Annotated in this window: 14 protein-coding genes and 1 rRNA gene; 12 read left to right on the forward strand and 3 right to left on the reverse strand. The window is 33.9% G+C overall.

The features are described 5' to 3' along the window. A 5S ribosomal RNA gene (gene rrf / locus BUE22_RS00005) occupies positions 1-92 on the forward strand; the annotation flags it as partial. A 572-nt stretch (positions 93-664) separates the two neighbouring features. On the opposite strand, the gene BUE22_RS00010 is transcribed toward rrf, so the two are convergent. Next, on the reverse strand, positions 665-1684 hold the full coding sequence (locus tag BUE22_RS00010; RefSeq protein WP_073392705.1) for a proline-specific peptidase family protein: 1020 nt from the start codon (positions 1682-1684) through the stop codon (positions 665-667). 213 nt (positions 1685-1897) lie between these two features. Between BUE22_RS00010 and BUE22_RS00015 the strand changes: the two genes are divergently transcribed. Both BUE22_RS00015 and nagB read left to right on the forward strand, forming a co-directional pair. Then, positions 1898-3997, forward strand: coding sequence for an alpha-L-fucosidase (locus BUE22_RS00015; protein WP_073392707.1), 2100 nt, complete (start codon positions 1898-1900; stop codon positions 3995-3997). Between the two features lie 144 nt (positions 3998-4141). Next, a complete protein-coding gene (nagB, locus tag BUE22_RS00020; RefSeq protein WP_073392708.1) occupies positions 4142-6055 on the forward strand; it encodes a glucosamine-6-phosphate deaminase in 1914 nt (637 codons plus the stop codon). A gap of 432 nt (positions 6056-6487) precedes the next feature. On the opposite strand, the gene BUE22_RS00025 is transcribed toward nagB, so the two are convergent. Both BUE22_RS00025 and BUE22_RS00030 read right to left on the reverse strand, forming a co-directional pair. Continuing rightward, on the reverse strand, positions 6488-7201 hold the full coding sequence (locus BUE22_RS00025) for a LytR/AlgR family response regulator transcription factor (RefSeq protein ID WP_073392709.1): 714 nt from the start codon (positions 7199-7201) through the stop codon (positions 6488-6490). A gap of 67 nt (positions 7202-7268) precedes the next feature. Then, entirely contained in the window at positions 7269-8327 is a 1059-nt protein-coding gene (locus tag BUE22_RS00030; protein ID WP_073392711.1) for a sensor histidine kinase, read from the reverse strand. A 121-nt stretch (positions 8328-8448) separates the two neighbouring features. On the opposite strand from BUE22_RS00030, the gene BUE22_RS00035 reads away from it, so the two are divergent. From BUE22_RS00035 to BUE22_RS00075, 9 genes are all read left to right on the forward strand, one after another. Further along, positions 8449-10692 carry a GH92 family glycosyl hydrolase gene (locus tag BUE22_RS00035; protein ID WP_073392714.1) on the forward strand — a complete coding sequence of 748 codons (2244 nt, stop codon included), beginning with the start codon at positions 8449-8451 and terminating at the stop codon, positions 10690-10692. A gap of 34 nt (positions 10693-10726) precedes the next feature. Next, the gene (locus tag BUE22_RS00040) at positions 10727-12604 is read left to right on the forward strand and encodes a sodium:solute symporter family protein (protein WP_073392717.1); all 1878 of its coding nucleotides are present in this window, start codon (positions 10727-10729) and stop codon (positions 12602-12604) included. 202 nt (positions 12605-12806) lie between these two features. Beyond that, positions 12807-13772, forward strand: coding sequence for a glycoside hydrolase family 130 protein (locus BUE22_RS00045; protein ID WP_073394232.1), 966 nt, complete (start codon positions 12807-12809; stop codon positions 13770-13772). Between the two features lie 8 nt (positions 13773-13780). Continuing rightward, on the forward strand, positions 13781-14851 hold the full coding sequence (locus BUE22_RS00050; RefSeq protein WP_073392718.1) for a carbohydrate-binding family 9-like protein: 1071 nt from the start codon (positions 13781-13783) through the stop codon (positions 14849-14851). A 7-nt stretch (positions 14852-14858) separates the two neighbouring features. Next, positions 14859-15938, forward strand: a complete 1080-nt coding sequence (locus BUE22_RS00055; protein WP_073392720.1) for a putative glycoside hydrolase — start codon at positions 14859-14861, stop codon at positions 15936-15938. 213 nt (positions 15939-16151) lie between these two features. After that, positions 16152-17177: an isoaspartyl peptidase/L-asparaginase family protein gene (locus BUE22_RS00060; protein ID WP_042566710.1), complete on the forward strand. Its 1026-nt coding sequence runs from the start codon at positions 16152-16154 to the stop codon at positions 17175-17177. A 479-nt stretch (positions 17178-17656) separates the two neighbouring features. After that, a complete protein-coding gene (locus tag BUE22_RS00065) occupies positions 17657-20797 on the forward strand; it encodes a beta-galactosidase, LacZ type (protein ID WP_073392722.1) in 3141 nt (1046 codons plus the stop codon). Positions 20798-20804: 7 nt separating this feature from the next. Beyond that, on the forward strand, positions 20805-23126 hold the full coding sequence (locus BUE22_RS00070; protein ID WP_073392723.1) for a glycoside hydrolase family 20 protein: 2322 nt from the start codon (positions 20805-20807) through the stop codon (positions 23124-23126). A gap of 99 nt (positions 23127-23225) precedes the next feature. Beyond that, positions 23226-24710 carry an alpha-L-fucosidase gene (locus BUE22_RS00075; RefSeq protein WP_042566706.1) on the forward strand — a complete coding sequence of 495 codons (1485 nt, stop codon included), beginning with the start codon at positions 23226-23228 and terminating at the stop codon, positions 24708-24710. Positions 24711-24717: the final 7 nt, after the last annotated feature.

A 24717-nucleotide genomic window follows, 5' to 3' on the forward strand; every position in this document is an offset into this window, starting at 1 on the left:
GGGGCTCACCTCTTCCCATCCCGAACAGAGTAGTTAAGCCCGCCTGCGCAGATGGTACTGCAGTTATGTGGGAGAGTATGTCGTCGCCTTTCTTTTGAAAAACCCTATCCAATACGGATAGGGTTTTTTGTTTTTAAAACATTTTGAAATATAAAATCTTCTTATTTTGGAATTTAGAGCTAAAACAGATTAATTCAAATCTGTGCAACAACAAAATTTACGCATAAATGTTTAGTATAGTCTAAAAAGAAAAAAATCTACATTTCTGACACCTCTGAATTGTGATCTAAAACTTTTATTTTGCATTAAAAGAGCCTGTCGGAAGCATTGGTGTTTCTGTTTATATGATTTGATAGGTTTATTCTCGTTCTAATATTGCATTGAATGATTTAAATCCCGATTGGTTGACTTTTTCATGCCATTTGATCGTCTGGAAAGATCAATGATTTTATTGGTTATCTTTTAAAGATATTATACAAATTCTGGTAGGCTATATGCTTTTTAGATACCCGGAATTCAAATAATAACACAGACTCTGTCTTGATTGCTCAAACCATTTGATTTGTTCTTTTATATAAATGTAGTGACTAATAATTATAAAAAAAAACTCCTAAGTAAGGAGTTTTGGTTACAATGTTAACTTTATTTTTTTAAACTTTTTAAATTAAAATTTATCATTATTTACATCATTTACGAATTGGATAACCCCATTCATAAAAACTTTTTGATCATCCCACATTGCTAAATGACTTCCATTAGGACAGTAAAGGTAACGTCCTTTTTGAACTAATTTACTTTGCTCTTCCATTGCTTTTGGATCCATAGTGTCATATTTTGCCCCAATCATTAAAGTTGGTATTGTAAGTTCATGAAGACGATTCTTAATGTCCCATTTGGCTAAACGCCCACTAATCCCGAATTCACTTGGTCCCTGCATCAAGGTATAGATCTCTCCATTTACATGTTTGCTGGCTCTGTTTAGACCATCCGGCCATTCTTTTAAGCGGCATAAATGTTCTTTATAGAAATTTGGGATAAGTAATTCCATGTAACGTGGATTATTGAAATCTTTTTTAGCTTCTAATGCTCTTATTTCTGCAAGAATTTCCGGTTTCATTTGTTTGGCTAATACTTCATCTGCATATTTTCCATATTCTGGAGCGCTGGCAACCATATTTGCGACTAATAGACCTTTTATGTTTTTTTGGTATTTTAAAGCATATTCCATAGCTAGAATTCCTCCCCAAGAATTTCCTAACACATAAAAGTTGTCTTTATCAGCACCAATTGCTTTTCGAACTTGTTCTACTTCATCTACGAAACGCTCTGTTGTCCATAAACTACTGTCTTTTGGCTGGTCGCTGTAATATGATCCTAATTGATCGTATTCATAAAACTCAAAACCTTCACGTTGAAAATAGGTTTCGAAACACTCCATATATTCATGTGTCATGGCCGGACCACCATGTAATAATAAGATTTTTATTTTTGGATTCTTTCCAAAACGTTTTGTCCAGACTTTAAATTCCCCAACTGGTGTTTTAATTGGAATCATTTTTACTCCGGCTGATTCCACAGCGGTATTTTGACCATAGGTAAAATAATCTGAAAGTGTTTGTGATTTATTTTCATTTTTACAGGAAATAAATAAAGCAACGAATGCTAGAAGGATGATAGAACGCATATTTATAATTAAATTATTAGTTTCTGGTAGATTTATTCTACATCTAAAATACAAATTTTAATTACACTTTGATATTTATGTTTTACGAAGAAAAAAATATCCCAATACTCTTTAAAAAACGTCATTGGTCGAAATACTATACAATCAAATACTCATTTACATTAAATTTATATTTTTAATTAGCTAACCACCAAAATTTTAATTGCAATCGTAATGAAAAACCTTTTTCTTTTACTGAGTTTTTTTTGTTTACTATCATCATCTGTCAATAGTCAGGAATTGGTAAAATCTCCGGAACCTTTTGGTCCACTTCCTACGCAAAAACAGATAGATTGGCAGGAAATGGAGTTTTATGCTTTTGTGCATTTCTCCTTAAATACTTTTACAAATAAAGAGTGGGGCTATGGCGATGAGTCTCCACAACTTTTTAATCCAACGAATTTAGATGTTCGTCAATGGGCGCGCGTGGTAAAGGCAGCCGGAATGAAAGGGATTATATTAGTAGCCAAACATCACGATGGTTTTTGTCTATGGCCTTCTGCTTATACGGAACGTTCTGTCAAAAATTCTCCATGGAAAAATGGGAAAGGTGATCTTGTTAAAGAGTTAGCTGCCGCTTGCAAGGAATATGATTTAAAACTAGGCTTATATCTTTCGCCTTGGGATAGAAATCATCCGGAATACGGAAAACCAGAATATATTACTTACTTCAGAAATCAGTTAAAAGAATTATTAACTAATTATGGTGATGTTTTTGAAATGTGGTTTGATGGTGCTAACGGTGGTGATGGATATTATGGTGGAGCAAACGAAACAAGAAAAATAAATACGCTTGAATATTATAATTGGGATGAAACTTATAAAATGATTTATGAGTTAGCTCCAAAAACATTAGTTTGGGGAGTTGGACCTGCCGAAGCAAGATGGATTGGAAATGAGGAAGGCCGGGCTGGAAAAACAAATTGGTCGCTTTTACGCCAGAAAGATGAATTGGCTGGTAAAGTACATTATACCGAATTTATGTCAGGACATGAAAATGGTGAAAAATGGGTTCCAGGTGAGGCCGACGTATCCATAAGACCGGGATGGTTTTACCATAGTGTTGAAGATGACAAAGTGCGTCCTTTGGATGAAATGGTTGATATTTATTATGAATCTATTGGTCGAAATGCTACTTTATTATTGAATCTTCCTGTGGACAGAAGAGGTTTGGTTCATGAAAATGATGAAGCAAGATTAAAAGAATTGGTGGCAACAATAAAAGAAGATTTTAAAACTGAATTATTGGCAGGAAGTAAAATAAGTGCCGATAATGTTAGAGGAAAGAGTAAAGAATTTACTGCCAAGAATGTTACTGATGGAAATAAAAATACATATTGGGCAACAGATGACAATGTAAAAACTGCATCAATTGTGTTTGAATTTGACAAACCTACAGCTATTGATCGTGTTTTGCTTCAGGAATATATAAAATTAGGACAGCGCGTTAAGGCTTTTAATATTGAAGCCAAAGTTAATGGAAAATGGAAAACTATTGCAACTGAAACAACCATTGGTTACAAAAGAATTTTAAGAATTGACCGGGTTATTGCTTCGGCATTAAAAGTGAATATTACAGATTCGAAAGCAAGTATTGTAATTTCAAATATTCAGGCTTTTAATGCACCTACTTTTGTTCGGATGCCGGAAATTCAACGTGATAGAAACGGAAATGTTACTATGAAATCTGAAGAAGGAAATAGTATTTATTATACCGTTGACGGAAGTAATCCAACAACAAAAAGCACATTATATAAAGATATATTTAAATACAACAAAGCCGTTCAGATAAAAGCGGTTGCATTCAATAAAGAAGAAAAAATATATAGTGCTGTTAAAACGGCAAAGTATGGAATTTCTAAAGAAAAATGGAAAATGGTAGCTGTTTCGAGTGGAGATTTAAATTCATCTATCAAAATAATAGATGGAAATCCAAATACAGATTGGGGATTTGGAAATGAAACCAATAAACTTCCGCAAGAAGTATCAATTGATATGGGAACAATTCTTAAAATTGCTGGTTTTACTTATGTTCCGCAGCAAGTTGGAAATAATCTTAATTTGATCTCAAAATATGAATTCTATACAAGTTTGGATAATGTAAAATGGACATTACAATCTGATGGTGAGTTTTCGAACATCAAAAATAATCCAATAGAACAAGTAAAAACATTTGCCGAAACAAAAGCAAGATACCTTCGTTTTGTAGCAAAATCTGCTGAAGGAAAAGGACAGACAGTTTCTATCAGCGAAATAAATGTAGTTGAAAAGTAAAATAAGACATCTCAATTAGAAGAAAATTTTTTTAAAGTTTCTAATTATGTCTTTTACCGAAGCTAACGGGTCATTAGTCGAATTTTTAATTTTATCGGCAGAGTAATTCTTAATTTTATATTATAAATTAAATGAAACAGGCAAATGATTAAAGAAGGCATAAATTTTAAAGAAGCTGGAAAATTCGAAGAAACTCGTTTTGAGAAGATTCATAACGTGATTTTCGAATCATCAAAAGAGGCTTCAATATTAGTTGCTCAGGAAATAGCAAACATAATTCAAAGAAAAGAAGAATTAAACGAGCCTTGTGTTTTAGGATTAGCAACAGGATCTTCGCCAGTAAAAGTTTACGAAGAATTGGTTCGCTTGCATAAAGAAGAAGGTTTGAGTTTTGCAAATGTAGTAACCTTTAATCTGGACGAATATTATCCAATGGATAAAAATAATATTCAGAGTTACTATCATTTTATGCATGAGCACCTTTTTAATCATGTTGATATTCATCCGGAAAATGTAAATATTCCAGACGGAAAAATAAGTAATGAAGATTTACAACAATATTGTATCGATTATGAAATGAAAATTAAAGCCTACGGAGGTTTAGATTTTCAACTTTTAGGAATTGGAAGAACAGGTCATATTGGTTTTAACGAACCGGGATCTCACGTTAATTCAGGAACGAGAAGTATTACATTGGATCATTTGACTCGTACAGACGCGGCATCATCATTTTTAGGAATAGATAATGTACCTAGAAAAGCAATTACAATGGGAATTGGTACTGTAAAAAATGCCAAAAGAATTGTACTTCTTGGATGGGGAATCAGCAAAGCTGAAATCATTAAAAAAACAATTGAAGGAAATATTTCTTCGCAAGTACCGGCAACGTATTTACAACAGCACAACAACACAACTTTTGTTTTAGATACCGAAGCTTCATCAGAATTAACACGTGTAAAAACTCCCTGGTTGGTAAAATCAGTGATTTGGGACGAAGAGTTAAAACTGAAAGCTGTAGCCTGGTTAAGTGAATTGACGAAAAAACCTTTCCTGAAATTAACAGACAAAGATTATAACGATAACGGTATGTCTAGTGTGTTGACGGAAGAAGGAACTGCATATGATTTGAACATTAAAATGTTTAATAAAATGCAGCAGACTATTACGGGATGGCCAGGTGGAAAACCAAATGCCGATGATACTTACAGACCTGAACGTGCAACGCCGGATAGAAAAAGAATTATCATTTTTAGTCCGCATCCAGATGATGATGTTATTTCGATGGGAGGAACTTTTGACAGATTGGTAGAGCAGGGTCACGATGTGCACATTGCATATCAAACTTCAGGAAATATTGCAGTTTCTAACGAAGAGGCTTTAAAATTTGCTGAGATTTCGTTGTCATTAAATCCGAACTCTTCTGAATCTGAAAAGATCATTAATTTTTTGAAAACCAAAAAGCACAATGATATTGATTCTTTAGAAGTTAGAAAATTAAAAGGAAGAATTAGAAGAAGCGAGTCTTTGGCTGCTACAAGATATTTAGGTTTACCGGATACGAATGTTAACTTTTTAGATCTACCATTTTATGAAACTGGAACAGTTAAGAAAAATAACCTTGGAGAGGCTGATATTCAAATTATGTGTGATATTATCGAAAGGATAAAACCACATCAAATATATGCAGCAGGAGATTTAGCAGACCCTCATGGAACCCATAAAGTTTGTTTAGATAGTTTGTTTGAAGCTTTAAAAAGATTAAAGCACAAGAAATTTATGGACGAATGCTGGGTCTGGTTATACAGAGGAGCGTGGCATGAATGGGAATCATACCAAATCGAGATGGCGGTTCCGATGAGCCCTGATCAGGTTCTTAAAAAACGTCATGCCATTTTCTATCACCAATCTCAAAAAGATGGAGTTATGTTTCAGGGAGATGATAGCAGAGAATTCTGGGTAAGAGTTGAAGATAGAAACAGATTAACAGCAGAAAAATATCATGCTTTAGGTTTGGCAGATTATTCAGCTATTGAGGCGTTCAAAAGATATTATTTTTAGTTAATTTTTTTACAATACAATAAATTATTTTTTAAATGGTTTATTTTGGTTAGTTACCTGTATGAAGATGCGGCCTTTTGGCCGCATTTTTTTTGCTTTTTTGTTTGTGAGTTTTACTGCAAAGAGTGCAAATATTTTTCGCATAGTGCGCGAAGATTTTTATCTGAAAGTAATTATAAGTTTTAGAAGTTCGCTAAGCTTGTAGAAGTTTAAACTCATTTTATGTCATACTGAGCGTCCCGAAGCTTCGGGAGAAGGACAGCAAAGTGATTTCTCAATCAAAATAAAAAAATATAAAAAGTTGCAATGACAAACCAACCCGACAGGTTTTTAAAATCTGCCGGGTTTAGAAACATACACGTCAAAATAAAAAAACCTTTGTCAAAGTTTAAAACTTTGACAAAGGTTTTCTCATAATATAATAAGTAATTTTTAAATCGAAGAATTCAAAATTCTCTGTTTTACATGATCAATATAGGATCTTCCAATTACATATCTAAGGCCTTCAATTTCAATGCTATTTCCTTCAACGGCATCAATTTTATCAATTGCAATGGTGTAAGATCTGTGTATCCTTAAGAAATTTCTTTCAGGTAATAAATCGGTAAAGTCAGATAATGTACTGTGTATAATATATTTTCCTGTCAGGGTATTTATTTTTAAATAATCTTTTAAACTTTCGATCACTAAGATTTCATTAAAAAAGATTTTCTTCATTCTCTTCTTATCAATCTTAACAAATATAAAAGGACTTTCAGGGCTACTTTCTTGAGGAAGACTGCTGTTGCTGTTTAGTCTTTTGCTAATTTTGTTTAGCGTTTTCATTAACCTTGGAAATTCTATAGGTTTTACCAAATAATCCAAGACGTCCAATTCATATGTTTCTATTGCAAACTGACTGTAAGCACTTGTTATTACAAGTATCGGCGGATTATCCAGACTTTTTATAAAATTTATACCATCAAGAACCGGCATGTTAATGTCCAGAAAAATGACATCGACTTTGTTGTTTTTTAAAAAATTTAAACCTTCTATCGGATTACTAAAAGTATTTATAACCTCAAAATTTTCAATAGGCTCCAGATAGTTTTTGATAACATTAATCGCTAATGGTTCATCATCTATGATCAAACAGTTTATTTTCATTTTCGATTATTTTGGTGAGAGAAATAATTTTAGTAAGTATAGTTGGTAAAAAAGATGCTAATGCTTGCTAAGAGACCTTGATTACAAGCTTTACGACAAAAATATCCTTTTTATTTTTAAATGAAAGCTTATAGTCGTTTTTATTATAACCTAATTCGAGTCTTTTTTTGACATTCTCTAAACCTATACCACTAGACTTGTTAAAATTGTCCTTATGTTGCGTAATTTCGGGCATAGGATTACTAATAGTGAAATGCAGAAAATCTCCTTTTACCTTGAATTTGATATCAATTAATACTTTCCCTGTGTTTTTATTAACGCCATGTTTGAATGCATTCTCCAGAAACGTCAATAATATAATAGGGCTAATTTCTTTATCATGAATGTCTCCCGAAATTTCCATATTTACTTCCAGGCGATCATCGTTTCTGATTCTTTCTAAATCCAGATAATTTTGAATGCATAGTATTTCATTTTCTAAACTTTGTCTGGTGCTTTTTGTGTCATACAACATATAGCGCATTAATTCAGATAGTTTAAGAACGATTTTTGGCGTTTTGTTTGATTTTTCTACCGATAAGGAATAAATATTATTAAGCGTATTAAAGAAGAAATGCGGGGAAATTTGAGATTTCAAAAAAAGCAATTCGGTTTCTAACTGAGATTTTTCAAGATCTGTAACTCTTTTTTGTTCTTTCAAAAAGTCAAAAGTAATCTTAATTGCTGTAACAAAAGTCATCACATAAAGTTCTCCCATCATCATATCAATAGTATAATTGAGTGTCAATTTATCTATCGTTTCAGGGCCTTCGGGCCAAACTTCATGTGTTATTAATAAATAGGTAAGATTAAATTTCAAAACTACCATTATAAAGATAGCGCATAAAATAGAAATAACATACTGCAGGTATTTCTTTTTATAAACCAAATTAGGCATCAAAACCAAAATATTCAAATAACATAACGCCATGTGAATTGGAAAACCCAACAAATTTGTTTTGAACGAATAACCATAATCATTAAAATAACTTCCCCATCTAAAAGTATTAAATATGAAATAAGTTAACCAAAATATAATGTGATACTGCAATTGAATGCGATATAACCTGCTTGAATTTAAAATCATAATAATGTGACGTTTTGTGACTTTTTTTGATGTTTATCTAAGTTTATACGTCATCCGTCTAAATTAGTTTTGGTAAAAGTCGTATTTGTTTAAATTTAAAGTTAAATTAAGATTGTTTTATATGAAGAAATTTACTCTGCTTGTTTTGTTCGTCATTTTGGTTACAAGTTGCAAAATAAATGTAAACAAAAATAACCAACAAGATAATTTTTTTACTAATCACGTAAATCCTTTTATTGGTACAGGTGGTCACGGACATACTTATCCGGGTGCAACTGTTCCGTTTGGAATGCTTCAGGTAAGTCCTGACAATGGCATTTCGAGCTGGGATTGGTGTTCAGGGTATCATTATTCAGATTCTATCGTTGCAGGTTTCAGTCATTTACACTTAAGCGGAACAGGAATTGGAGATTTGGCAGACATCTTATTTATGCCTACAAATAAAAAACTGGATTTAACTACAAAAACAACTTCACGAGATCAATTACCTTATAAATCAAAATACAGTCATGTTAACGAAAAAGCAACACCGGGCTCTTACCAAGTTTTTCTTGAAGATCCTAAAATCAATGTAGAATTAACTTCTTCACAACGCACCGCATTCCATAAATATACATTTGCTAAAAACGACAAACAATCTGTTGTAATCGATCTTGGTTTTGCAATTAATTGGGATAAAGCCTTAAAAACTTCCATAACAGTTGAAGATCAATTTACTATAAGTGGTTATCGATATAGTATGGGCTGGGCAAAAAATCAAAAAGTATTTTTTGTTGCAAAATTTTCAAAACCTATTACAGAATCTGTTTTATTGGCTAATAAACAAATAGTTACAGGTAAATCTGCAGAAGGAGAAAACACAGCAGCACAATTATTTTTTGATGCCAATAATAATCAGGAACTATTTGTAAAAGTAGCTTTGTCATCTGTTAGTGTGGCTAATGCAAAAGACAATCTGGATGGCGAAAGTTCAAATTTTGAAAACACAAAAACAAAGGCAGCTAATATCTGGAATGCTGCTTTAAATAAAATAGAAGTCGAAACGCCGGTCGACTCATTAAAAACCATCTTTTATACCGCGATGTTCCACACCCAAGTTGCCCCTGTAGCCTATAGTGATAAAAACGGTCAGTTTAGAAGAGAGGATGATCAAATTGTTACAGCAAAAGATTATACCGCTTATTCGACCTTATCACTATGGGATACTTTTAGAGCCGAAAATCCTTTATTGACTTTATTGGCACCAAAGCAAACATCAGATATTGTAAACTCAATGTTAGCGTATTACGATACTAAAAAAATATTACCGGTTTGGACACTCTACGCCAACGAAACAAATACAATGACAGGATATCATTCTATTCCGGTAATTGTTGACGCTTATCAAAAAGGTATAAAAGGTTTTGATGCCGAAAAAGCCTATCAAGCCATGAAAGTCACCATGATGCAGGACGAGCGCGGATTGAATTTTTACAAAAAATACGGTTACATTCCGTATAATTTACTTGACGAATCTGTTACCATAACTTTAGAATATGCTTATGATGACTGGTGCGTGGCACAAATGGCAAAAGCTTTGGGTAAAACGGAAGATTATCAATTTTTCTTAAACCGTTCAAAAGCTTATCAATATTTATTTGATTCGAAAACCGGATTTATGAGAGGAAAATCAGAAGATGGAAAATCATGGAACGAACCTTTTGATCCAAAACATTCTAATCACAGAGAACACACCGATTATACAGAAGGAAATGCATGGCAACACAGCTGGTTTGTGCCTCATAATGTAGATGATTTTATTACGCTTCATGGAAGTAACGAAGTGTTTACAAAACGATTGGAACAGCTTTTTACAGAAAGTTCAGAAATCACAGGAAGCAATGTTTCTGCAGATATTTCAGGATTAATTGGTCAATATGCACACGGAAACGAGCCAAGTCACCACATTGCTTATATGTTTAATCACGCCAATCAGCCGTGGAGAACGCAATATTGGGTGCGTCATATTTTAGACACACAATACAACACAACACCAAACGGATTAAGCGGCAACGAAGATTGCGGACAAATGTCGGCGTGGTATGTTTTCAGTTCAATGGGATTATATCCAATGAATCCCGCTTCTGGCGAATACGAAATAGGAAGTCCGATTTTCGAAAAAGCAAAAATCAATCTCGAAGGAGGAAAATCTTTTGTAATCGAAGCAGAAAATGTTTCAAACAAAAACTTTTATATACAATCGGCAACGCTTAACGGTGTTCCTTTCAATACAACAGTCATTACCCATAAACAAATACTACAAGGCGGAATTTTGCATTTTGTGATGGGAGCTGAACCCAATAAAAACTGGGGAACAAAACACTAAAACCACGTAACTAACTAAAAAACAAATAAAATTAATGGACATTATTGACGTATCAATCATCGTAGCCTATATCCTCCTCTCCGTAGGAATAGGAATTTGGATTTCAAGAAAAGCATCAAAAGGTTTAGATGATTATTTCCTTGGAGGAAAAACAATTAAATGGTATTTCCTGGGATTAAGTAACGGATCTGGAATGTTTGATGTTTCAGGAACTTCCTGGATGATTGGCGTACTGTTTTTATATGGCGTAAAAAGTTTTATGTTTATGTGGCTGTGGCCGATATGGAATCAGATTTTTGTAATGATGTTCCTTGCAGTCTGGATCAGAAGGTCAAAAGTAATGACAGGTTCTGAATGGATTTTAACCCGTTTTGGGAGCGACAGAGCCGGAAAAGCATCTCATATTATCGTTGCCATTTTTGCCATTATTTCTACAATTGGTTTCATCGCTTACTTTTTTGAAGGAATCGGGAAATTTGTAACCATTATTCTTCCTTGGGATTTAACGCTTCATTATGGCGATTTAATTCTCCTGACTTCAGAAAGATCTTATGCCTTAATAATTATTTTGTTAACTACAATTTACACCGTAAAAGGCGGAATGTTTTCTGTAGTCGCTACAGAAGTGGTGCAATATTTAATTATGATCGTTGCCGGAGTTTTAATCGCCGGTTACGCTTTTATCAACTATACAGATTTACAAATCAATTCGGTTATTACAGAAGAATGGAAAAATGTTTTCTTCGGATGGCAGTTTGAGACCCAATGGGGTGATAAATTTCAAACCTTCAATAATTTAATTGATTCTGAAGGATACAAAATGTTTGGTGCTTTTATCGGAATGACATTGTTCAAAGGATTTTTTGCCAGTGTTGCAGGACCAACACCAAGTTACGATTTACAAAGAATTCTTTCTACAAAATCTGTAAAAGAAGCCGCTTACATGAGTGGTTTTACCAACCTTATTTTATTCATTCCAAGATATTTATTAATTACCGGAATCGTAGTAATTGCATTGGTAAACCTTGCGCCGGAGTTAAATGCCAATACAGGTTTAACAGGAGCTGATTTAGAATTATTAATGCCAAAAGTTGTTAACTTATACATTCCCGTTGGAATAAAAGGAATTCTTCTTGCTGGTTTATTAGCCGCATTTATGTCTGGATTCTCTGCTTTTGTAAATGCAGGTCCGGCTTATATCGTAAATGATATTTATAAAAAATACTTCAAACCCGTTGCAACAAACGAACATTACATTAAGGTAAGCCAGATTTCTTCTTTCCTTGTTGTTGGTTTAGGAGTTTTCATGGGATTCTTTGCAGACTCAATTAATTCATTAACCTTATGGATTACAAGTGCTTTATACGGAGGTTACGTAGCAGCCAATTTCTTAAAATGGATTTGGTGGAGATTTAACGGCTGGGGTTATTTCTGGGGAATGTTCGCTGGATTAGTCGTAGCGTCTTTGCAATTTGCTTTAGGTCAGGCCAAAGGAAGTTTATCTGAAGGTTCATTCTTATTTGAGTTAGCGCATGTGCAGGCAATTTATCTGTTTCCTGTAATTTTTGGATTTTCTATTTTAGGATGTCTTTTAGGAACATTCTTAAGCAAGCCAACAGATATGGAAGTTTTAAGATCTTTTTACAAAAACGTAAGACCTTGGGGATTCTGGAATCCGGTTTATAAAACACTAAAAGCAGAAGACCTGACTTTCGAAAAAAACAATGATTTCTGGACAGATATGCTTAATTGCGCCATCGGAATTGTATGGCAGTCGAGTATGATTTTACTTCCGATATTTTTCATCATCAGAGATTATCCAAAAGCAATTACAGCATTAGTTGTGTTTTTGGTAACAACAACGATATTGAAATTTACGTGGTTAGATAAAGTTCGCAGAATAGAAGATTAGATAATTAGCCAATTAGATAATTAGTCGATTAGATAATTAAAAGAACTTCGACAGCTTTGTCAAAGTTTTAAACTTTGACAAAGCTTAACAACCCGGTTTGTCATTCCGAGGAATGACAAGATTGCGCGGAGCTTCAAATTTCAGAACAACAAACAAAAAAACAGCAAACAAAAAACAAACTATAATAATAAAGAAAGAGAGCATGAGTACAATTCCTTGGCAAGACAGACCCGAAAACAGTAATGATGTAATGTGGAGATATTCTGAAAATCCAATTATTGACAGATACGCAATTCCATCATCAAATAGTATTTTCAACAGTGCCGTTGTTCCTTTTGGAGACGGATTTGCAGGTGTTTTCAGATGTGATAACAAAGCAGTTCAAATGAATATTTTTGCCGGTTTTAGTAAAAACGGAATCGATTGGGACATTAATCATGAACCAATCGTAATGCAGTCTGGTAATACAGAAATGATAGAATCAGCTTATAAATATGACCCACGTGTGGTTTGGATTGAAGATCGTTACTGGATCACTTGGTGTAATGGTTACAACGGACCTACAATTGGTATTGGTTACACTTTCGACTTCAAAGAATTTTTTCAGTGTGAAAATGCCTTTTTACCTTTCAATAGAAATGGAGTTTTGTTTCCACAAAAAATAAACGGAAAATACGCGATGTTAAGCCGTCCAAGTGATAACGGACATACACCTTTTGGAGATATCTGGATCAGTTACAGCCCGGATATGAAATATTGGGGAGAACACCGTTTGGTGATGAAACCATCTCCATTTGAGCAAAGTGCATGGCAATGTACAAAAGTTGGGGCAGGGCCAATTCCAATTCTTACCGAAGAAGGATGGTTAATGTTATACCATGGTGTTATCAATACTTGCAACGGTTTCCGTTATGCAATGGGAGCAGCACTTTTAGAAGAAAATGCACCAGATCAGGTAAAATACAGAACACAGCCTTATTTATTAGGACCTGCAGAAATTTATGAGCAAGTTGGAGACGTAGGAAATGTGGTTTTCCCATGTGCTGCTTTACATAACATCGAAGAAGATAAATTAGCCGTATATTATGGTGCAGCAGATACTGTTGTAGCAATGGCATTTGGTAAATTAAGTGAGGTAATTCAGTTTACAAAAGATAATAGTTTATAGAAAAAAGCATGCATTTAAAATTTAAATGGTTAACAGTTGTTTTAGTATTTTTTTCGATTGCGGGTTTTTCGCAATCGAAAAAAAATACCGTTATACCTAAAACTTACGTAGCGGGTAAAACTATAAATCCAATTGTAATCGATGGAGACGAGTCTGATGCTGCCTGGAGCAAAACAGATTGGACAGATCTTTTTGAAGATATAGAAAATGGCATAAAGCCAAAATATGGAACAAAAGTTAAAATGCTCTGGGATGAAACCAATTTTTATATATTAGCAAAGCTTGATGAGCCACATGTTTGGGCAAATTTAAAACAACGCGACACCATTATTTTTTACAACAACGATTTTGAAGTTTTCATTGATCCCGATAGCGACACTTTTAACTATTATGAATTAGAAATTAATGCTTTAAATACAGCTTGGGACCTGTTTCTGTCAAAACCATATAGAGAAAATGATAACGTAGTATTAAATGACTGGAATATTCCGGGCCTGAAATCAGCGGTAAAAATCAACGGAACGCTTAATAACCCAAACGATACAGATCAAGGTTGGGTATTAGAAATGGCAATTCCCTGGGCATCTTATAGAAAATCCTATAATGAGCAAAATGTACCCGAAGATAAATTTTGGAGAGTCAATTTCTCAAGAGTTAATTGGCAGCATACCATAAAAGACGGAAGTTACGAAAGAAAGAAAGATGCCGAAGGAAAATTTTTACCCGAATACAATTGGGTTTGGTCGCCAATGGGTGTAATCAATATGCATGAGCCGGAAAAATGGGGTTATGTTTATTTTTCTTCGAAAGAAGGAAAAGAGACCTTTACAATTCCGCAGGAAGAAAAAGTGAGATGGGAATTGTACACCTTGTTCAGAGCTCAAAAAGAATATTATCAGAAGAATAAAACCTGGGCAAAATCAATACAAAATCTAACCAAAGAAGCCATTAGCGTCGACGGTAAAATTTTAAAACCAGTATTAGAAAATCACGCTTCAGGATATAATATTTCAGTAAAAAGCCCTTTTTCTAATCAAACATTGATCATAAGGGAAGATGGCAAAATAATATCAAAATAAACCAACTATGAAACTACCAAAACTATTACTTTTTTTATTAACGCTGAGCCTTTTTTCATGTGTTGAGAAAGAAGAACCAACCACTTTTAAATTTGGCGTATGGACAACTGCCGATCCTAAAAAATCAGATGCAGATTATACCAAAGAATTTAAAAAATATAAAGATGGCGGAATAGATGAAGTACTAATCAATACATCAACAGACCCAAAACTCTTAAAAAGATTAGTGCCTCTGGCTACAAAAGAAGGCCTAAAAGTTCACGCCTGGATTATGGCTATGAACAGACCTGGAGATTCAATTGCATTACAGCATCCGGATTGGTATCAGGTTAGTAAAGACGGAAAATCTTGTTTTGATAATCGTCCTTATGTAGATTATTACCAATGGTTGTGTCCAACAAGACAAGAATCAAGAAATCATGTTTTAAATTTAGTTGAAGAATTAGCAAAAGTAGACGGAATCGAAAGCGTTCATTTAGATTATATTCGTTTTCCGGATATCTTTTTACCAATAAGTTTATTGCCAAAATACAACCTGGTTCAGGACACAGAATTACCTCAATTCGACTTTTGTTATTGTGATGAATGTATCAAAGCATTCGAAAAAATTCATCATAAAAATCCAAAAAACAGTCATAACACTTCTATTGATATGGAGTGGAAAAACTTCAGATTAAATGCCATAAAAGCAGTTGTTGACGATGCGTATAAAATTGTTCACAAACACAATAAACAATTAACTGCAGCCGTATTTCCTTATCCTGAAATGGCAGATCATATGGTACGTCAGCGTTGGGACAAATGGAATATCGACGAAGTTTATCCAATGATTTACCATAGTTTTTATGACGAAGAAATTGACTGGGTAGGTTACGCAACAAAACAAGGCGTTGCCGATTTAGAAGATAAAAAGACTAAAATCAATACAGGAATTTATATTCCGGGTTTAAAATCTGATAAAGAATTAAAAGAAGCGATTTTATTGTCAAAAGATAATGGAGCCACAGGAGTTTCGTTTTTTGACGGAAATGCTTTAACAGCAAGTAATTTAAAAACCATCAAAGAAACAAAAGACGGTTTAAAATAAAGAGTTAGAAGATTGTTTAACATATAGAAACATAGATTTAAATTAAAAGTCATTTTTATAAATCCTATTTTTTTTCGCATACAACTATTAGATTTATTTTAAGTAAAAGGACTTTTTTATATATTGAGAACTATGTTTCTATGTGTTAAAATAAATTGTAAAGAACTCAACAAAAATAAAATATCACAGGGATTTCAACTAAAAAATAAGCATATGTCAAATAGAAGAGATTTTATCAAAAAAACAACTTTAGGCACATTGGCCGTAAGTTCAGTTTTAGGCTATAGCGGATTTGCCAATAGCAGGGAAGATGAAAAAGAGGAAATAGAAAATCCTTTGAAAAAGACAAAAAAGCCAGTCGTAATTTCAACATGGAATCACGGTTTGCCAGCTAATCAGGAAACCTGGAAAGAATTAAAAGCCGGAAAATCAGCCTTAGATGCGCTTGAAGCCGGTATGAAAATTCCTGAAGCAGATCCGAATGTCCGCAGTGTTGGTTATGGAGGATATCCGGATCGCGAGGGAAAAGTTACATTAGATGCCTGCATTATGGACCATAATAGTAATTGTGGTTCAGTATGTTTTTTACAAGGAATTATGCATCCCATTTCGGTTGCAAAAAGAGTGTTGCAAAACACACCTCACGTTATGCTGGCCGGACAAGGAGCCTTGCAATTTGCATTATCAGAAGGATTTAAAGAAGAGAACCTGTTAACTCCGGAATCTGAAAAAGACTGGAAAAAATGGTTAGAAGATTCAAAATATAAACCCGTGATTAATATCGAAAATCACGATACGATAAGCATGCTAATGTTAGATCAAGATGGAAATCTTGCCGGAGGCTGTACAACAAGTGGCGCCGCCTGGAAAATGCACGGACGCGTTGGTGACTCCCCAATAATCGGCGCGGGTCTTTTTCTGGATAATGAAGTCGGCGCCGCTGCGGCAACTGGTTTAGGTGAAGCCGTTATTAGGACCGCAGGAAGTGCAATGGTTGTAGAATTAATGCGTCAGGGAAAATCGCCTTTTGACGCCTGTAAAGAAATTACAGAACGTATTTACAACAAGCATAAAAACCACAAAGACATGGAATATCTTCAGGTTGGTTTTATCGCTTTGAATAAAAACGGAGAACACGCTGGTTACAGTTTAAGATCTGGGTTTAACTACGCCGTTTCTGACGACGAAAACGGACACAGAATGGAAGATGCAAAATTTAAAATGTCGTGGGATAAATAGGAATGCGATTATGGAACGCGGATGACGCGGATTGAGCAGATAAAGCGGATTTTTTTTCCTGCGCATTTAATAACCTTTTTGTCATTTCGACGGCGGAGAAATCACATCCAGAGAGCGACGTACTATATGTCTTCACTTTATGTGATTTCTCCGCCGAAATGACAAAGTAGACGAAAATATTTCTTATGAAAATGATTGCCCTAGCCCCGATAGAAGTGGAAATCCTTTTGTGTAATGAAATGGAGCAAAAGATTGCAACGGATAGCGGGATTTGCTCCTAAAAAAATGATTTATCATAGAAATCGAAAAGACAAATTTTGCAGAAAATTGAATAAACTAAAATTTAAACACATAGAAAAAACATAGATTTTACTCTCTCATAAGATTAGAATTAAAGCCCCACACCTTTTTTTTTAACTTGAAAATCTATGTTCTATGTGTTTTAAAAAAAATACAAAGAGAGAATAAAAATACAAATAATGAAAAAAAGAATATCCATATTACTATTACTAATAGCTTCAATATTTTCGGTTAAGGGACAGGATAAAACTCCTTTTTGGCAAAATGAAAAAATCAATGAAGATAATAGAGAGCCCATGCACGCTGCTTATTATGTTTATGAAAATGAAGCATTGGCAGCTAAAAATGAATGGAGAGAATCTAAAAATTATTTAGATATCAACGGAGCCTGGAAATTTAAATATGTTGACAGTCCGGCTGCACTACCAAAAGATTTTGAAAAAACAACTTTTGATGATAAAGCCTGGGATAACTTCAAAATTCCGGCAAGCTGGGATGTTAACGGTTACGGATATCCTGTTTATGTAAATACAACTTACGATTTTGATTATTTAATGGCACCAAATCCCCCATTTGTGCCCACAAAATACAATCCGACAGGAGTTTACAGAAGAGAAATTACAATTGACAAATCTTGGGAAGGAAAAGATATTTTTCTTCACATTGGTACTGCAAAATCAAACCTTACTGTTTGGGTAAATGGTGTTTATGTAGGTTATGGCGAAGATGGAAAATTGCCATCTGAATTCAACTTAAATAAATATGTAAAAACCGGAAAAAACAGCATTGTTTTGCAGGTAATGAAGTGGAATGACGGTTCGTATCTAGAATGTCAGGACATGTGGAGAATGAGCGGAATCACGAGAGATTCTTACTTGATTGCCAGAAACAAAGCGCATTTAAAAGATTATGAAATCATTCCTGATTTAGATGCTTCTTATGTAAACGGAACTTTAAAAATCTCGACGGAATTTTCAAATTTAAATACAAAAGACGGTTACACTTTAGATGTTCAGTTAAAAGACGGCGATAAAATTATTACTTCAAAAGTTATTTCCGCTTTAAGCGAAAAACAAACATTTGATTTCGCAGTAAATAATCCTAAAAAATGGAGTGCAGAAATTCCGAATTTGTATCAGGTAAGTTTTCTTTTAAAAGATAAAAAAGGAAACGTTATTGAAGTTATCAATCAAAATGTTGGATTCAGAAAAGTAGAAATCAAAGCTGGACAACTTTTAGTAAACGGAAAAGCAGTTTACATAAAAGGGGTAAACCGTCATGAAGTTGATCCGGTTACGGGACAAACCATTTCAAGAGATAGAATGGAAGAAGATATTAAATTAATGAAACAATTTAATATCAATGCGGTAAGAATGTCGCATTATCCAAACGATGAATATTTTTATGAATTATGCGATAAATACGGAATTTATGTTGTTGATGAGGCAAATATAGAATCGCACGGAATGGGTTACGATATTACCAAAACTTTGGGGAACAAACCAGATTGGGAATTAGCGCACATTCAGCGTATGCAGCGTATGATCGAAAGAGATAAAAATCATACCTCGGTAATTATCTGGAGTATGGGTAACGAAGCCGGAAACGGTTATAACTTTTACAGAGGTTATTTGTGGATAAAAAATCGTGACAAATCAAGACCAATTCAGTACGAAAGAGCAACTGCGGGCGCCTGGGACGGAAAAGATTTAAAATTTGAATGGGATTCTGATATTATTGACCCAATGTACAGTTCTCCAAACAAAATGGAAGAATATATTTTGGCAAATCCAAATCCTTCAAGACCTTACATTCAATGCGAGTATGCGCACGCGATGGGGAATTCTATGGGGAATTTCAAAGATTATTGGGATGTAATTCGTAAATATCCAAACTTTCAGGGAGGATTTATTTGGGATATGATCGATCAGTCTGTTTATAAAACAACGGAAGATGGAACTCGCATTTTGGCTTACGGTGGAGATTTTGGACCAAAAGATGTAAAAAGCGACAACAACTTCGTAAATAATGGTGTATTCACAGTTGAAAGAAAACCGAATCCACATGCATTAGAAATGCGAAATGTGATGCAAAATATTTTAACTTCGTGGGAAGATAAAACAACAGCAACTATTAAAGTATATAATGAATTTTCGTTTAAAGATCTAAGCAATGTTAGTTTACATTGGAAATTGGTTTTGGACGGAAAAGATGATGCAATGGGAACAATTGATAATTTAGACATAAAGCCAAGAGAAACGAAGACTTATCAGCTTCCGGTTAATGTAGAACAAAAAGAATTTCAGGAAGCTTTTATTGTAGTAACATATCATTTAAAAGAAGAAGAACCATTTTTGCCAAAAGGATTTCAAATTGCAACAGATCAATTGCCTTTTACAGGAACATGGAAAAATGACATCAAAATAACAGGTACAGGGAAAATTTCGGTTGAGAAACAAGCCAATGCTACGGTATTTAAAAGCGATAAAGCAACTATAACTTTCGATAAAAAAACAGGATTTATTACAGGTTACACATTCAATAATGAACCTATTTTAAAAGAAGGATATCAATTGCGACCAAACCTTTGGAGAGCGCCAAACGATAATGATTTTGGAGCTAATTTTCAGATAAATTTAAAATCATGGAAAGATGCAACAGAAAACCCGATACTTGTAAACTGGGTATCTTCTGTAACAAAAGACAATAAAATTTTAGTAACGGCAACGTATAATTTACCTTCGGTTTTTTCAAAAATAATCTTAAATTACGAATTCAACAGCAATGGAGAATTAAACGTAAAAGAACAATTGAATATCGATAAAAATAAAGAAATACCAATGCTGCCAAGATTTGGTATGGAAATGATTTTGCCAAAAGATTTCAGCTCAATTAGTTATTACGGAAAAGGTCCACAGGAAAATTATATCGACAGAAATTACAGTTCACAAGTCGGAATTTACAATCAAACCGTTTCAGAACAATATTATCCTTATATCCGTCCGCAGGAAACCGGAAATAAAACAGAAGTTCGCTGGTTAGAATTATCAAATGATAAACTGAAAATAAAAGTGACATCAGATGAATTTTTGGCAACTACGGCTTTACATTTTTTAAATGAAGATTTAGACGATGGATTGCAAAAAGACCAAAGGCACGCTGCCGAATTGAAAGAAAGAGATTTAACTAGTTTAAAAATCGATTCGAAACAAATGGGAGTTGGCGGAATTGACAGTTGGCAAGCGTGGCCAATGAAAAAATATTTGCTTGAAGAAAAAGCGTATCAATATCAATTTAAAATTACACCATCAATAAAATAATTCAATTATGAGGGTTTTAAAACCATTCCTTATCGTAATCTTCCTGACTGTTTTTAATTTCGGCTACAGCCAAAAAATATATACAGAAAAGGATATTCAGATTATACCAAAACCAACGCAATTATTAATTAATAAAGGTGTTTTTGAATTTTCTGCTACTACAAAATTTGTAGCAGTTACAGATTTTCAAAAGGATATTTCAAATGTTTTGATCAGTAAGTTTGAAAAAGCAGGAGGATTTCGTCCTCAGCTTTCTACGTCAGTTCCACAAAGTAATTTTATACAGTTTAAAGTTGATCAGAATTTAGAAAAAGAAGCCTATATTTTGGATGTAAATTCTAAAAGTATCACGATTACAGCCAAAGGAAATGCAGGTTTTATTTATGCTTTAGAAAGTATCAGACAATTACTTCCGGTTGTTATCGAAAGTAAAAATGCGCTGCCAAACCAAAAATGGCAAATTCCAAATGTGGTTATAAATGACAAACCTCGTTTTCAATGGAGAGGATTAATGCTAGATTTATCACGTCATTTCTTTGATAAAAACTACGTTATAGAAACCATAGATCGTTTAGCAATGCACAAAATGAATGTTTTGCATTTGCATTTAGTAGACGATCAGGGCTGGAGAATCGAGATAAAAAAATATCCAAAATTAACCGAAGTAGGAGCCTGGAGAGTGGATCAGGAAAACCTTGCCTGGAATGCAAGATTGACTACAAATCCGGATGAAAAAGGAACTTATGGCGGATTTTTAACACAGGAAGAATTAAAAGAAATCGTAAAATACGCAGCAACCAAAAACATCGAAATTATTCCTGAAATCGAAATGCCGGCGCACGTAAGCAGCGCCATTGCATCATATCCGGAACTAGCTTGTTTTGATCAGCGTATTGGTGTTCCGTCAGGTGGATTATGGCCTATTACAGATATTTATTGTGCAGGAAAAGAAACTACATTTGAATTTTTGCAAAATGTAATTGATGAAGTGATTACCATTTTTCCATCAAAATACATTCATATTGGAGGTGATGAAGCGACAAAAACCAATTGGGAAAAATGTCCGAATTGTCAAAAAAGAATGAAAGATAACGGATTGAAAAATACCCATGAACTACAAAGTTATTTTGTAAAGAGAATGGAAAAATACATCAATTCTAAAGGCAAAAAAATCATTGGCTGGGATGAAATATTAGAAGGTGGTTTGGCTCCAGATGCAACAGTAATGAGCTGGAGAGGAACACAAGGTGGAATTGATGCCACAAAACAAGGTCACGATGTGATCATGACTCCTGAATCTCCGTGCTATTTTAATTTTTATCAAGGCCCTCAAAATGAAGAACCTGTAGCTTTTGATGCTTATAATCCTTTGAATGAAGTGTACAAATTTGATCCTGTTGTTCCCGGAATGACACCGGAAGAAGCCAAACATGTTTTAGGCGGACAGGCAAATTTATGGGCAGAACATTTACCTGGACCAAAAGATTCAGAATATATGATTTTCCCGAGATTGGCCGCTTTATCAGAAACTTTATGGAGTACAAAAGAAAGCCGTAACTGGAATGATTTTACCCCAAGATTGATTTCGTTAATGCAGCGTTACAATTATTTAGGAATCAATTATGCAAAAAGTGCTTATTTGGTAACTGCTTCTTCAACTGCAGATTTGGCTAAAAAACAAATTAATGTAACGTTGAAAAATGAGTTTCCAAACCCGGACATTCGCTATGTTTTGGGAGATAAAAACATCGAACATAATCCAATAAAATATACAAGTCCAATTGAATTTAAAGAAACTACTATTCTTAAAGCATCTTTATTTCAGGATGATAAACCAGTTGGAAAAACATTTATAGATACTATTATTTTTCATAAAGGATTTGCCAAGAAAGTAAGTTACTTAACTCCTTTTAATGATAATTACAAAGGAGACGGAAAAACGACGATGATCAATACCGTTAGGGGTTCGAAGAATTTTCATGACGGACAATGGCAAGCCTGGTTGGTAAACGATATGGAACTTGTAGTTGATCTTGAAAAACAAGAAAGTATTCAGGAAGTAACCATTGGAGCTTTAGAAAGTCAGGGCGCAGGAGTTAATTTCCCAACTCAGGTAAAAGTTTTGGTTTCTAATGATGGAATTACCTATAAAGAAGTTGGAAAAATAACACGTCCGTATGCTGCGAATGTAAGTTCGGAGTTGAAAGATTTTAAAATCAGTTTTGAAAAACGCAACGCAAGATTTGTAAAAGTAATTGCTTACAACTTAAAGAAAAGCCCAAAAGGAGAGTCTTCATGGTTGTTTGTTGATGAAATTTTAGTGAATTAAATACACACAGAAGCTTTGTCAAAGTTTTAAACTTTGATAAAGCTTAGATTACGCATAAAACCAAAAAACAAAGAATAATAAACAATAAACAGATTAAAGATGAAAAGAGGAATATTCATAATCGCACTTTTATTTTCGGTTCAAATGTTTTCACAAGCCATTTACGAAGATGAGCGCTATGTACCGGAAACGGATCCGCTGGTGTTGAAAAATTTAGATGAATGGCAAGGCAAAAAATTCGGATTGTTAATGCACTGGGGAACATATAGTGAATGGGGAATTGTAGAATCATGGTCTATTTGCCCAGAAGATTATGGATGGTGTGAGCGAAAAAAAGGAAGTAATCCAGCTAATTATAATCAATATGTAAAAGATTATGAAGGCTTGAAAAAAACATTTAATCCAACCAAATTTGATCCTGCAAAATGGGCAAAAGCTGCTAAAAATGCCGGAATGAAATACATGGTTTTTACCACAAAACACCATGACGGATTTAATATGTACGATACTAAATATTCTGATTATAAAGTAACTGACGCAGGATGTGCTTTTAGTACAAACCCAAAAGCCAATATTGCCAAAGAAATTTTTAATGCTTTTAGAGCCGAAAATATTTCAACAGGAGCGTATTTCTCTAAACCAGACTGGCATAACGAAAATTACTGGGATCCTTATTTTCCTCCTTTCGACAGAAACGTAAATTACGATCCGTCTTTATATCCTGAAAAATGGCAGAAATATGTTGATTTTACACACAACCAAATCTTAGAATTATTATCTGATTATGGTAAAATCGATATTTTATGGTTAGATGGTGGATGGGTTAGAAAAAGAGACCAACAAAACCTAAAAGAAAACTACGAAGAAAAATTCGCAGAAAACGAATCTAAAAATGGTTTTATCAAACACAGAGTTGTAGATCAGGATCCTAAAATGGATGAATTGGTTGTAAAAGCCCGCCAAAAACAACCGGGATTAATTGTAGTTGACAGAGCGGTTCACGGAAAAAATCAAAATTATTTAACTCCTGAAAATAGAGTTCCTGAAAAGACCTTGCCTTACCCGTGGGAATCTTGTATTACTTCTGGAGGTGGTTGGTCGTATACTCCGGATGCAAAATATTTAACAGGAAGACAAGGAATTCATATGCTTATTGATGTTGTTGCAAAAGGTGGAAATTTACTATTGAATGTTGCTCCAAGCCCTGAAGGAGAATGGCAGCAAGGTGCGTACGATTTATTGGCGGCTTACGGCGATTGGATGAAAGTAAACAGCACAGCGATTTATAACACAAAACCAATCGAACCTTTTAAAGAAGAAAATATTTGTATGACGCAAAACAAAACCGGAAATGTTTTCTTGTTTTATTTGGCTAAAGAAGGAGAAGATAAAATTCCTGCAACAGTTACAGTGAAAGCTATCAATCCTAAAAAAGGAACAAAAATTACGATGTTAGGTTCAAAAACGGCATTGAAATGGACAAAAGAAGCAGAAGGATTTAAAGTTGTAATTCCGGAAAACTTAAGAAATAATTTACCTTGTAAAGAGGCATGGACTTTAAAAATCGAAGCTATTAACAGATAGAAAAAAG

This window comes from Flavobacterium pectinovorum (genome assembly GCF_900142715.1).
Classification (GTDB): Bacteria; Bacteroidota; Bacteroidia; order Flavobacteriales; family Flavobacteriaceae; genus Flavobacterium; species Flavobacterium pectinovorum.

Excerpts from the sequence above, each read along its gene's own strand:
- BUE22_RS00010 (WP_073392705.1), bottom strand. The coding sequence starts at position 1,684 with ATGCGTTCTATCATCCTTCTAGCATTCGTTGCTTTATTTATTTCCTGT.
- BUE22_RS00015 (WP_073392707.1), top strand. The coding sequence starts at position 1,898 with ATGAAAAACCTTTTTCTTTTACTGAGTTTTTTTTGTTTACTATCATCA.
- nagB (WP_073392708.1), top strand. The coding sequence starts at position 4,142 with ATGATTAAAGAAGGCATAAATTTTAAAGAAGCTGGAAAATTCGAAGAA.
- BUE22_RS00025 (WP_073392709.1), bottom strand. The coding sequence starts at position 7,201 with ATGAAAATAAACTGTTTGATCATAGATGATGAACCATTAGCGATTAAT.
- BUE22_RS00030 (WP_073392711.1), bottom strand. The coding sequence starts at position 8,327 with ATGATTTTAAATTCAAGCAGGTTATATCGCATTCAATTGCAGTATCAC.
- BUE22_RS00035 (WP_073392714.1), top strand. The coding sequence starts at position 8,449 with ATGAAGAAATTTACTCTGCTTGTTTTGTTCGTCATTTTGGTTACAAGT.
- BUE22_RS00040 (WP_073392717.1), top strand. The coding sequence starts at position 10,727 with ATGGACATTATTGACGTATCAATCATCGTAGCCTATATCCTCCTCTCC.
- BUE22_RS00045 (WP_073394232.1), top strand. The coding sequence starts at position 12,807 with ATGAGTACAATTCCTTGGCAAGACAGACCCGAAAACAGTAATGATGTA.
- BUE22_RS00050 (WP_073392718.1), top strand. The coding sequence starts at position 13,781 with ATGCATTTAAAATTTAAATGGTTAACAGTTGTTTTAGTATTTTTTTCG.
- BUE22_RS00055 (WP_073392720.1), top strand. The coding sequence starts at position 14,859 with ATGAAACTACCAAAACTATTACTTTTTTTATTAACGCTGAGCCTTTTT.
- BUE22_RS00060 (WP_042566710.1), top strand. The coding sequence starts at position 16,152 with ATGTCAAATAGAAGAGATTTTATCAAAAAAACAACTTTAGGCACATTG.
- BUE22_RS00065 (WP_073392722.1), top strand. The coding sequence starts at position 17,657 with ATGAAAAAAAGAATATCCATATTACTATTACTAATAGCTTCAATATTT.
- BUE22_RS00070 (WP_073392723.1), top strand. The coding sequence starts at position 20,805 with ATGAGGGTTTTAAAACCATTCCTTATCGTAATCTTCCTGACTGTTTTT.
- BUE22_RS00075 (WP_042566706.1), top strand. The coding sequence starts at position 23,226 with ATGAAAAGAGGAATATTCATAATCGCACTTTTATTTTCGGTTCAAATG.